12 protein-coding genes are annotated in these 11301 nt (G+C 63.0%); 8 read left to right on the forward strand and 4 right to left on the reverse strand.

Going from position 1 to position 11301, the window contains the following annotated elements; all coding sequences use genetic code 11:
- Window positions 1-19: 19 nt before the first annotated feature.
- The 3 genes from ccmE to ccmC are packed head-to-tail and all read right to left on the reverse strand — an operon-like array spanning window position 20 to window position 1539.
- On the reverse strand, window positions 20-568 hold the full coding sequence (gene ccmE, locus DTI93_RS00575; protein WP_052349160.1) for a cytochrome c maturation protein CcmE: 549 nt from the start codon (window positions 566-568) through the stop codon (window positions 20-22).
- 33 nt (window positions 569-601) lie between these two features.
- The gene (gene ccmD / locus DTI93_RS00580) at window positions 602-793 is read right to left on the reverse strand and encodes a heme exporter protein CcmD (RefSeq protein WP_043560918.1); all 192 of its coding nucleotides are present in this window, start codon (window positions 791-793) and stop codon (window positions 602-604) included.
- Window positions 790-1539 (reverse strand): heme ABC transporter permease CcmC, encoded by a 750-nt coding sequence (gene ccmC / locus DTI93_RS00585; RefSeq protein ID WP_043560916.1) that lies wholly within the window; start codon window positions 1537-1539, stop codon window positions 790-792. The genes ccmD and ccmC overlap by 4 nt, the downstream gene beginning before the upstream one ends.
- Window positions 1540-1740: 201 nt before the next feature.
- On the opposite strand from ccmC, the gene DTI93_RS00590 reads away from it, so the two are divergent.
- On the forward strand, window positions 1741-2160 hold the full coding sequence (locus DTI93_RS00590) for an EVE domain-containing protein (RefSeq protein ID WP_081562934.1): 420 nt from the start codon (window positions 1741-1743) through the stop codon (window positions 2158-2160).
- 57 nt (window positions 2161-2217) lie between these two features.
- The gene (locus DTI93_RS00595) at window positions 2218-3033 is read left to right on the forward strand and encodes an EcsC family protein (RefSeq protein WP_043561605.1); all 816 of its coding nucleotides are present in this window, start codon (window positions 2218-2220) and stop codon (window positions 3031-3033) included.
- A 79-nt stretch (window positions 3034-3112) separates the two neighbouring features.
- On the opposite strand, the gene DTI93_RS00600 is transcribed toward DTI93_RS00595, so the two are convergent.
- Window positions 3113-3310 (reverse strand): hypothetical protein, encoded by a 198-nt coding sequence (locus DTI93_RS00600; protein ID WP_248630354.1) that lies wholly within the window; start codon window positions 3308-3310, stop codon window positions 3113-3115.
- Window positions 3311-3342: 32 nt separating this feature from the next.
- Here DTI93_RS00600 and aat point away from each other — a divergent pair, with 32 nt between their 5' ends.
- The 6 genes from aat to DTI93_RS00630 all read left to right on the forward strand — a co-directional run bounded on the left by aat (window position 3343) and on the right by DTI93_RS00630 (window position 11283).
- Window positions 3343-4017, forward strand: a complete 675-nt coding sequence (aat, locus tag DTI93_RS00605; RefSeq protein WP_081562935.1) for a leucyl/phenylalanyl-tRNA--protein transferase — start codon at window positions 3343-3345, stop codon at window positions 4015-4017.
- Window positions 4018-4052: 35 nt separating this feature from the next.
- A complete protein-coding gene (locus tag DTI93_RS00610) occupies window positions 4053-4970 on the forward strand; it encodes a hypothetical protein (protein WP_249079319.1) in 918 nt (305 codons plus the stop codon).
- Window positions 4971-4974: 4 nt separating this feature from the next.
- On the forward strand, window positions 4975-5490 hold the full coding sequence (locus DTI93_RS00615) for a peroxiredoxin (RefSeq protein WP_249079320.1): 516 nt from the start codon (window positions 4975-4977) through the stop codon (window positions 5488-5490).
- A gap of 102 nt (window positions 5491-5592) precedes the next feature.
- On the forward strand, window positions 5593-8886 hold the full coding sequence (locus tag DTI93_RS00620; protein WP_249079322.1) for a DUF3971 domain-containing protein: 3294 nt from the start codon (window positions 5593-5595) through the stop codon (window positions 8884-8886).
- A 43-nt stretch (window positions 8887-8929) separates the two neighbouring features.
- Window positions 8930-10315: a replication-associated recombination protein A gene (locus DTI93_RS00625; protein WP_373364564.1), complete on the forward strand. Its 1386-nt coding sequence runs from the start codon at window positions 8930-8932 to the stop codon at window positions 10313-10315.
- Entirely contained in the window at window positions 10312-11283 is a 972-nt protein-coding gene (locus DTI93_RS00630; protein ID WP_192847982.1) for an RluA family pseudouridine synthase, read from the forward strand. The genes DTI93_RS00625 and DTI93_RS00630 overlap by 4 nt, the downstream gene beginning before the upstream one ends.
- Window positions 11284-11301: the final 18 nt, after the last annotated feature.

An 11301-nucleotide genomic window follows, 5' to 3' on the forward strand; every position in this document is an offset into this window, starting at 1 on the left:
GGTGGCCAGCATGGTCATGTCACGGTGCGGCCCCTGGCCCGGGAGGCGTGTCCGGGTGGGGCACGGTCATGCTGTTCCAGTCGGCGGCATTGGGAGGAGGGCCGAAACGGGGGTCCCACCGGCCACTTTTCTGGAGAGCATCGGCAACCTCTTTGGGCATGTAGGTTTCATCATGCTTGGCGAGAACCTCGCTGGCGGTGAAGCCGTGGCCATCATACCGGCCCAGAGCCACCACGCTCTGCCCTTCCCGGAACAGGTCCGGCAGGATGCCCCTATACTGCACGGTGACGGCAGCCTGCCCGTCCGTCACGTCAAAGCGGGCCTCTGGCGTGTCGTCGGAGGCCCTGCCAGTATGGAGGGACCCGGCCACGACCATGCCGCCCAGCCGGATGGTCCGGGTTGGTGCCGGCGGATGGGCCAGCACCTGTGAAGGAGCCATGAAGAAGACGATGGTGCTGGAAAGCGCATTGAGAACCAGCCCGACCGCCCCACCTAGGCAGAGCAGGCAGGCCAGGATGATCCAGAAACGTCCGGCCTTGCGGCGGGTGAGGGGAAATGACGCAGACATACCGTTCCCGTTTAAAGACACGAGGGCGGGCTGTTAATCCCTTTCCTGTCCGGCAGGCAGATTTGCCGTTTTCTGCTGGAGACGCTGCATGAGGGCAAGCCGCCGTTTGGCCCGGCGAAGGCGGAGCAGGCTGCTGCTGACCGTCACGGCCAGGATGACGATGACCAGCCCGTAGCTGGCCAGCACGAACCCCCAGTGCGGGGGCCAGAAGGCGGGTGCGGTCATGGTGAGATGTCCCGCAGGGCCAATGCCTGGGTGCGGCGCTCCAGCAGGGCGGCCCGGCAGCGTATGAGGAGCAGGGCCGTTCCCGTCAGTGTAAAGCCTGCCGTGCAGACGAGCAGGGGCCAGAACATGCTCATGGCCATGGTGGGGGCACCGGTCAGGGTGATGCTGTCGGGCTGGTGCAGGGTGTTCCACCACTGCACGCTGAACTTGATGATGGGCAGGTCCACCACACCGGCCAGAGCCAGCAGGGCAGCGGCCCTCTGGCCCCGCACGGGGTCGTCAAAGGCCCGGATGGTCAGGATGTGTCCGAGATAGAGGAAGAACAGCACAAGCATGGAGGTCAGTCGGGCATCCCAGACCCACCATGTCCCCCAGCCCGGCTTGCCCCAGAGCGACCCGGTGATCAGGCACAGGGCGGCGGCCGTGGCTCCCAGCGGTCCGGCTTCGAGGGCGACGATACCGGCCAGCGGATGCCGCCAGACGAGGGACAGAAGCCCGCAGGCAGCCAGCAGCACGTAACCGGCAGAAGCCAGCCACGCCATGGGGACATGCAGATACATGATGCGCACCGTCTCGCCCTGCTGCCAGTCTGCCGGGGCGAAGCCGAGGCCCCAGATCAGACCGGCAGCCAGTACCGCCAGCCCGACAAGCAGGCAGGGCAGGGCCATGGGGCGGGTGACATGCAGGAATCGGGCCGGGCTGCCTGTCCATCGTCCGGATGGTGCGGGGGAGGTGGAAAAAGACATGGGGCAAGTATGGCGGCTTCACGGAAAGAAGAGAAATGAAAAATGGTGTCATCATGGCGGCAGACGTTCCGGGAAGCTCCCGCTTTGAAAAAGCCTCAAAGTCAGGCATTGTAGAGTGGCTGGCCACACACGATATGGCCGTGGACAGATGGAGCGGAAAAACCGGGAGTGCCGCCCCGGAAAACAGGGAGATTGTGACGCATGGCCTTCTGGCTGATCAAATCGGAACCGGCCTCTTTCTCATGGGATGAGCAGGTGAAGAATGATGTCGAACCGTGGACCGGCGTACGGAACTACCAGGCACGCAACAATCTTGCCGCCATGAAGTGCGGGGACAGGGCCTTGTTCTACCATTCCGTGACGGAAAAGCGCATCGTCGGTGTGGTCGAGGTCGTGCGGGAAGCCTTTCCGGACCCGACGGCGGATGATCCCCGCTGGGTCTGCGTGGACGTGAAGGCCGATGGAGCCTTTCGCTCCCCCATCACGCTTGCGGAGATCAAGGCTGACCCGGCTCTGGAAAGCATGGCATTGCTCAAGCAGTCCCGCCTTTCTGTTGCCCCGGTGACAGAGGAAGAATTCGCCTATCTGACCCGCAAGGGCCAGTGGGAAAAAGCGCAGTAACGATGGACCCGGCCCCCTGCTGTGGTGGCCCGCTCTGGAAATGAGGAGATTCAGACCATGACGGAACAGCGTAAGGACCATGTGCCCAGTGCGAGTTTCCTGTCCCATGATCTTGATGCAGAAGCCCTGTCCCAGCTCCATGCCGTGCTGGATGGGGTGGAGAAAGGTCGGGGCACGCTGGCCCGTCTGGGTGACCTGATGGGTGGTGCTGTGGGCCGGGCAGCCCATATGGGGTTGCAGGGCCTGTCTCTGGCGCCGGGCCTTCAGGAAAAACTCCAGAAGCTGGCCAGTTCTGCGCTGGACCAGGCCTACCGTCTGGCCATTCTTGGTCTGGACCGCAAGGCAGGTGGGGCCGGGGCACGGCGTGAGAATCTGATCCAGGCCGCCGTGGCGGTTTCCGGTGCGGCGGGTGGTTTTGGTGGCTTTGCCAGCATGGTGCCGGATGTCGGGTTCACCACGCTGGCCATCATGCGGGAGATTGCCGCCATCGCTCAGGAAAATGGTGAAGACCTGCGGAGCGAGGAGACACGCCGGGCCTGTCTGGAAGTCTTCGCCCTGCGGAGCATGGGGGAGCAGAAAGGCGAGGGGGAGCTGGGCTTTTTCGCTGCCCGTGGCCTGATGCGTGGCCAGCCGCTTGTGATGCTGATGGCCGAGGTGGCGGGACATTATGGCATGGCCCTGTCCCGCAAGCTGGCAGCCCAGATGGTGCCGGTAGCCGGGGCTCTGTGCGGGGCGGCCATCAACTCGGCCTTCCTTGCTCATTATCGGGCTCTGGCCAAGGCCCATTTCACCATCCGCAGGCTGGAGCGCCTGCACGGGGCTGCTGTGCGGGATGCCGCCGAGGCGTATCGAGGTCGCAGCGCAGAAGCGTGAGCAGGGCTGTCTGCACGGCTTTCAGAGGGGCGGACTCCGGCAGGGGCCGCCCCTCTGTTTTTCTGTCCGGGTGGCGTTTTCAGCGTGGGGCCATGCGGTAGAGCTGATACAGCTCCAGTGGTCCGAAGACGAGAATACCCATGAGGGCAAAAACGCGCACGACACCCATGAGGGGAGTCAATGCAGGCCAGACCAGCTGAAGAAGGAAGGACAGGGCCAGTGCGATCGTATAGATGTAGGTCTGCGATGAAGGGCGTGAGGGAGACTGGCTGGACATGATTCGGCTTCTCTGTAGGGAAAGATTATCTGATGGAGCCTATCACATCTGACCTGCTTCTGCGTGCTTATGGGGAAGGTCTGTTCCCCATGGCACCGGATGAGCAGAGCGATGAGCTGGAATGGTTCTGCCCGCAGGAGCGGGGGATCATTCCCCTGGAGGCACCAGCCCTGCCCCGGCGGCTGATGCGGACCGTCATGGCCGGGCAGTACCGCCTGTGCAGTGATGAGGATTTCGATGGCATGATGCAGGCCTGCGCCCGCCTGACGCCCTCCCGGCCGGAAACATGGATCAGCGGGCGCATCCGCCAGCTTTATGGCGAGCTGCACCGTCTGGGCCATGCCCATTCCGTGGAGGTCCGGGACAGGGAGAGCGGAGCGCTTCTTGGGGGGCTCTATGGTGTGTCCCTGCATGGTGCCTTCTTCGGGGAGAGCATGGTGTCCCATGTGCGGGATGCGTCCAAGATAGCGCTGGTACATCTGATGGCGGCCCTGCGGCAGGGGGGATATGGCCTGCTGGATACGCAGTACGTCACCCCGCATCTGGCCAGTCTTGGCTGTGTGGGAGTGCCCTTTGCGGCTTACAGGCAGCAGCTTGCGGCGGCCATGCAGCAGCCTGCCCGATGGCCTGGAGATGTCAGCCTTGCTGCTCTGGGGCCGGAACTGGAGGCCATGGTGCAGGGCTCTGCCGGGCGGGCAGAAAGGTAACCAATTTCTCTCTGGCCCTGCTGTCATGGTCTGATATGCTTCTGCCCGTTTGCAGGCTGGGCGGTGTCCGGCGCCGGTCATGGATGGAGATGGAGGAAGACGTGCGGATGCAGTGGTGTATCAGGGAAGTCATGCCGGGGCGGGATAAGGTCGCGCGGCGGGCCGGGGGGACAGTGCTGGCGGCCCTTGGGGCTGCCGTGCTGGCCTGTGGCATTGCCGAAGCCGCTGCGCCAGCGGATCATCCCCCTCTGGCACCGATGCGGGATGCCGTGGTGACCTACCGGTTCCAGACAGAAGTGCTGCCGGGCAAGGGGAAGGAAGCCGGGCCGGAGCATCAGGTGGCGGTTTCTTTTGCTGCTTCGGGTGACCGGCTGCGGATTGATCCTGATGATGGGCAGAGCGCCACCATTCTGGACCGCCCCAACCAGATCATGACGCTCGTCAGCATGCAGGAGAGGCGCTACATCCAGTTCCGTCCCATGCATGGGCTGCACAATACGTTCCTGCTCAGTCTGGATATGACCTACCATGCTGGCGGGATGAAGCAGGTTGCTGGCGTGCCTTGCCGGGAATGGGCCATTGAAAGCCCTCGTGGCAAGGCAACGGCCTGCGTGACGGAGGATGGCCTCATCCTCGCCGAGGATGGTGTGGATGCTGATGGTCTTCAGGGCCATCTTCAGGCCGTGTCCGTGCGGTATGAGGACATTCCGGCAGACCGTTTCCAGCCGCCTGCCGGGTTTCAGAGGGTCAGTCCCTTCCTCAAGGGCAGGTCGGCATCCCAGCCGGCACAGGCCCGTCCCGTTCCGGATGCTCCACTGGATGGTACGGCGCATGGTGCCGCCCGTACCGGGGGTGAGGGCAGCAGCGTGCCGGATCAGCCACACAGCCCTGATGATTCGGTGGGAGATGGCAGTGTCTCCCATGGTGACCAGCCCAACAGTGCGGAGCAGTAAAAGCATGACACAGGCAGAAAAGGTTTCAGGTTCCGGTGAGGGGCTGGCCGTGGGGGCCCCGGTGCCCGATTTCGATCTGGCGGGGATGGGCCCCACAGGCGAGGAGAGGGTGAGCAGCCATGCCCTCCGCGGGCAGCCCTATCTTCTGTATTTCTATCCACGGGCTTCCACGCCGGGCTGCACCACTCAGGCCTGCGATCTGCGTGACCATCTGGCCGAGCTGCGTATCCCCGGTGGGGATGGTCTGCGTGTGCTGGGTGTCAGTCCCGATGGTGTGGGAGCACTGGAAAAATTCATTCTGAAACAGGCGCTCAGCTTCACCCTGCTGTCAGACCCCGATCATGCATTGGCCGAAGCCTATGGCGTGTGGGTGAAGAAGAAGCTCTATGGGCGGGAGTTCATGGGGATTGAGCGGAGCTCCTTTCTGGTCGATGCGGAAGGGCGTCTTGTCGCTTTCAAGCGGAAGGTCAGCCCCGCCAAGCATGTGGCATGGGTGCAGGAGGCTCTGTCCCGGCTCTGACAGCCGGTTTCCGCCAGTCTCCGGTCTGTTCCGGGCAGCCGCTCTCCTGTTTTTCTGTTTCAGGACATCACGGGATGTCTCTTTATCCGGGGTATCGTGGACATGACATGGCAGACAATCCTGCGCCGTGTGGCCTTGGGGCTTCTGGTGCCGCTGGTGGGGCTGCTGCTGGCGGTGGCCCTGCTGTTGGGACGGCTGGCCCAGGGGCCTCTGGATGTGACGGGGCTGTCCCATCGTTGGGGAGGGGCCCTGACCCATGCTGGTGGGGGGCGTCTCCACTGGGAGCGCATGGCCCTGTCGTGGAAACCCGGAAAGAACGGTCATTCGGCCAAGATTCTGCTCAGCCTTGAGGGTGTCCGGTATCGTGCCCTTCCAGAAGGCGGGGGGGCTGATGAGGTGGCTGCCGAAGTGCCGGAACAGCAGCTTGATCATGTCGGGGTTGTTTTCCGGCTTGCGAGCCTGCTGCATGGGCAGGTGGGCCTGCGGTCGCTGGATGTCCGGGGGCTGCGCCTTGTGGCGTTCCGGGATGCGGAGGGTCATGTCAGCCTGGGCGGTGTGAAGCCCGGGGCGCAGCATCCGGGTGGAGGCACTCTGCCACCTCTGGCTGCCATCATGCCCTGGCATCTTGATCTTCAGGATATCAGGCTGACCATAAGGGATGAGACGGCACCGGATTCTTCGCTCATTGTAACCCTGCCGGAACTGAAGGCGGATCATGACAGGCAGACCGGCTGGCAGGGGCGGATGGAGGCGTCCCTCCAGGGGGGCGGGCTGGGTGCAGGGCAGGAGGAGGCCACGGTCCATCTGGCAGGTGACATGGCTCCCGACGGAGCGGCACGGACACGCTGGCAGCTGACTGTTTCTCCGGTCCGTTTTCCGGCTCTGGCGGCCTGGCTGCCGCTGTCGCCAGCCGGGAAAAAAGGCATGGGCATCCCGAACATGCCTCTGGCGTTTCATCTGGAAGGGATTCTGGAGGGGCATGGACTGGTCGGCCATTTTGCTCACATGGCAGGGGAGGTGGACGCTGGAGCTGGCGAGATTGACCGGCCTGGCCGCATTCCGTTCCGTCTCTCATCGGGGAAGGTATCGTTCCATCTGGACCCTGCGGAGGCTGGCCAGCAGGCCCCCCTGGTTCTGGCATTGCATACGGAGCTTGCGGCACTGGACTCCCTGGGGCGGACGGTCCCTTTCATCATTGATGCCCATGGGCGGCTGGATCATCTGGACAGGCCAAAGGATGTGGAGCTGTTGGTGGATGGCCATGTGCCAACATTCGATTTTGCCACATTGGCGAGTGTCTGGCCGGATGGCACAGCCCGTGGAGCCCGTCGCTGGATGACCACCAACATGACGGCAGGACGTGGTGAGAATCTGCATCTTCAGCTTGATTTTACCAGCAATACCGGTCTCGACGGGTTGGATGTCAGGGCGCTGGGGGGTGAACTGACAGGCCATAGTCTGAGCGTGACATGGATGGAGGGTATGCCACAGGTCACGGGGGAGGATGCCTACGCCCATTTTGTGGATGATGACCGTCTGCTGATCGACGTGCAGCATGGTCATCTTGCGGATGGTCGAGGGGGCTCGGTGACCGTACCGACGGGGCATATTGTTCTGAGTGATCTTCTCAAGCGGGAGCAGACAGGTGAATTCTCGCTGGGGATGGAAGGTCCCCTGTCAGCTTTTGTGGCGGTCCTTTCCTATCCACGGCTCAATCTGCTGTCCCGTCATCCGGTCAATCCAGCCAATACGGGCGGGATGCTGAAAGGCACGCTCTCGCTGAAGCTGCCGCTCAACAGTCACCTTCTGATGAAGGATGTGGGATATGGGGCAGAGTTTGATTTCCAGAACATCTGGTTCGCTCTGCCGTCCCTGGGGCGGATACAGCAGGGGAATGGGCACTTTTCGGTCAGTGAAGCCGGACTTGCCGTGAAGGGAGGTGCCCGGTTCCGTGGCGTGATGATGACGGGCAGCTTGTTTGACAGTTTTCAGGCCAATGTGCCGGGACGCCTGATGTTGAAAGCAGATCTGCAGGCCTCATTGGGGGCAAAGGAGTTGCGCAGTCTCGGGGTTCCGGCGGGGCTGGCGCAGGACTCCATCATGCAGGGCAGTGGCGTGGGGCATGTTGTCTACAGCCAGTACGGTGGGGGCCCCGGCCATAGTCGGGGGACTGCCTCGGTGCAGGTGGACCTGAGAGGTTTGGGTGTCCGGGCCCGTTTCTGGCACAAGCCTGTTGGTGTCCCTGCGGGCTTGCAGGCAGGAGTGACATGGCAGGATGGGCAGATGATCCGTCTGGATGATGTTCGCGCCCATGGTCCCCAGCTGGCCCTTCAGGCAGAAGGGCGCATGAGGTCTGGTCAGCTGGGAGGGATCAACCTCACCCATTTCCAGTTTGGACGGACGAGCGGCAGTGCCGTGATGGACTGGCCGGTGCGGGACGGAACGGCGGATGACCGGCGGTACCAGATATCCGTGCAGGCCAGTACTCTGGACCTGACCCCCTGGTTCGGGCATCCGGCCACCGGAAAGTCACGCTCACAGCCTATTCATCCCGTGGAGAAAAAGGTCAGACGGGCACCCGGCAGCGCCAGCCAGGCATCCATCCTGCCGGAGGGGATATGGGCTATCGGGTTGCGGGCTGACAGGGTGATCTATGGAGCTGAACAGACAGCCAGCCATGTGTCAGCCAACCTTCGCTGGGCAGCGCAGCGGGTGCAGGGGGCTTTCCTGCATGTGGCCCAGCCGTCCCTCACGTTTGATCTCGCACAGGATTCCAGACGGATAGGCGTGCTGGATGTAAGGCTCATTGCTACTGATCTGGGCAGGATTCTGGCGTCTCTTGGTGTGTATGGCCAGCTGGCTGGTGGCACGGTGGACCTCCAGGGCCATTGCCAGCCCGTGGCGGCCGATGCGCATGTGACCAGTGCCGAGCGTACCATGGGGCTGGGACTGGGGCTGCCGCCCTTTGATGGCACGCTGGCCGTGGACCATCTGACGCTGAAAAATCCGCCGACGGCTCTTGTCATTGCCACGCTGGCTGCCCCTCTGCATTGGGGGCAGATTTCCCGCAAACAGTTTGAAGATGTCCAGTTGCGGGCGTCCTTCCGGGTAGCGGGGGAGCGGCTTGATCTGGCAGAGGCGCGGGCCGGCAATGCCATTCTGGGGGTGACGATGAAAGGGCAGATGGATTTCGGGCAGGCCATGATGCAGATGCAGGGCACCATCTCGCCATTCTTTGGGATCAATCAGGCTGCGGGCAGTTTTTTCGGGGCCCGGAAGGGAAGTGGCATCATGGCCATGACCTACAGGCTGGATGGCAGTTTGGCCAAGCCACAGATGCATGTTAACCCTTTCTCCGCCCTGCTGCCCGGTGGGCTGCGGCGTCTGTTCGAATGAGAGGCTGCCGGGTCTGGCAGTGGTGGGAAAGGCAGGAGGGATGATGATGTCGGATACCATGCCGGATCTCTTTGGGGGTTCCTCATCGGGTGGTGTTTCCCGGCATGAGGAGGGGGCACGTCGGTCAGAGTCCTCTCCGTCACGCCGTGCTGCGGGCACCCAGCCGCTGGCGGACCGTCTGCGTCCGCAGTCATTGGATGAGGTGCAGGGGCAGGTCCATCTTCTGGGGCCGGAGGGTACGTTGACCCGGATGCTGGGAAGTGGCCATCTGTCCAGCCTGATTCTCTGGGGTGGGCCGGGATGCGGCAAGACAACCATTGCCCAGCTGCTCGCCGAACGGGTGGGACTGTTTTACACGAAGATTTCCGCTGTTTTTTCCGGTGTGGCGGATCTGAAAAAAGCCTTTGATGAAGCCCGCCGCAAGGCCGAGGCCACCGGGCGTGGCACGCTGCTCTTCGTGGATGAGATTCACCGCTTCAACCGGGCGCAGCAGGATGGCTTTCTGCCCTATGTGGAACGGGGAACGGTCGTGCTGGTGGGAGCCACGACCGAGAATCCGTCCTTCACGCTGAACTCTGCCCTGTTGTCACGCTGTCAGGTTCTTGTCCTGCACAGGCTGGATGATGCTGCGCTGGAGCAGCTTCTTGTGCGGGCCGAAACGGCCACGGAGCGGACCCTGCCCCTGACGGATGAGGGCCGGGCCTCCCTGCGGGCCATGGCGGATGGGGATGGGCGCTATCTGCTGAACATGGTCGAGCAGCTTCTTTCCCTGACGAAGGATGGAACCCGCCCGCTGGGGCCGGAGGAGCTGGCCCGGTCCCTGTCCCGGCGGCCTGTCCTGTATGACAGGGACCGGGACGAGCATTACAATCTGATTTCCGCTCTGCACAAATCCCTGCGGGGGAGTGACCCTGATGCGGGACTTTACTGGTTCGCCCGTATGCTGGAAGGCGGGGAAGACCCCCGCTACATTGCCCGCCGTCTCGTCCGCTTTGCCAGTGAGGATATTGGCGAGGCTGATCCGACCTCCCTGCCGTTGGCACAGGCCGGAGCGATGGCTTATGAGAGGCTCGGCTCTCCAGAGGGGGAGGTGGCCCTGGCGCAGGTTGTGGTCCATCTGGCGGTCGCCTCCAAGTCCAACGCAGTGTATCGGGCTTATAATGAGGCCAGGGCATTGGCGAAGCAGACGGGCAGCCTCATGCCTCCGGCCCATATCCGCAATGCTCCGACAGCCCTGATGAAGGAGCTGGGTTACAAGAAGGGCTACGAATACGATCATGACTGCGAGGATGGTGTTTCCGGCCAGAACTACTTCCCCGACGGCATGGAACGGGTGACGCTTTACAGGCCGGTCGACCGTGGATTTGAAGAAAGAATCAGGAAACGGCTGGACATGCTGGCGCAGAAACGGGCATCTCGCCAGTCATGAGTGTTGAGAATCGTATTGTCAGCGAAGATGAGGCCGATCTGCGTCTCGACCGCTGGTTTCGCCGTCATTATCCCAACCTGACACAGGGTGGGTTGCAGAAGCTGTGCCGCAAGGGGCAGGTGCGGGTTGATGGAGGGCGGGTGCAGCCCAATAAAAGGCTCAATCCCGGCCAGAGCATCCGTATCCCCCCTCTGCCGGACCAGAGCCGCCCGGCCCCGCCGCCACCGCCCAACCCGGAACTCGTCCAGCAGCTGCGGGACATGATCCTTTATGAGGATGACCATCTCATCGTGCTGAACAAGCCGTCCGGACTGGCAACACAGGGTGGCCCCGGCATCACCGTACACGTGGACATGATGCTGGAGGGGCTGAGGCCGGAGGGAGGCGACAAGCCCCGCCTCGTGCATCGCATTGACCGTGATACGTCCGGCATCCTGCTGCTGGCCCGCACGCCTGGTGTGGCGGCAAAACTGGCAGCGGCCTTTCGGGGGCGTGAGGTGAGCAAGACCTACTGGGCGGTGGTTGTCGGGCGGCCCAGCCCTGCTGAAGGTGTGATCGACCAGCCTCTGGCCAAGGTCGGGGCTGGGGGTGCCTCGCTTATCGTGCCTGTCTCCCGTGGGGAAGAGGATGCGATGAGTGCCAAGAGTTCTTACGAGACGCTGGATGCCACAGGCAAGCGTTTCAGCTGGCTGGCCCTGTCCCCTTGGACGGGGCGGACGCACCAGCTGCGTGTCCATACGGAGAGTCTGGGCACGCCCATTCTGGGTGATCCCCGCTATGGGGGCGAAACGGCCCATGTGGAGGGTTTCCCGGACAGGCTGCACCTCCATGCAAGGATGCTGGAGTTCCCTCATCCGGCGGGGGGAAGGTTGCAGGTGGCGGCTCCCTTGCCGCCCCATATGCGTGAGACGTTCCAGACGCTGGGTTTCATTGCTGGTGACACACCAGCACCACGCCGGACACGGTGAAAGACTGACAGGGACGGC

The organism is Parasaccharibacter sp. TMW 2.1884 (assembly GCF_023337695.1).
Lineage (GTDB): Bacteria > Pseudomonadota > Alphaproteobacteria > Acetobacterales > Acetobacteraceae > Bombella > Bombella apis.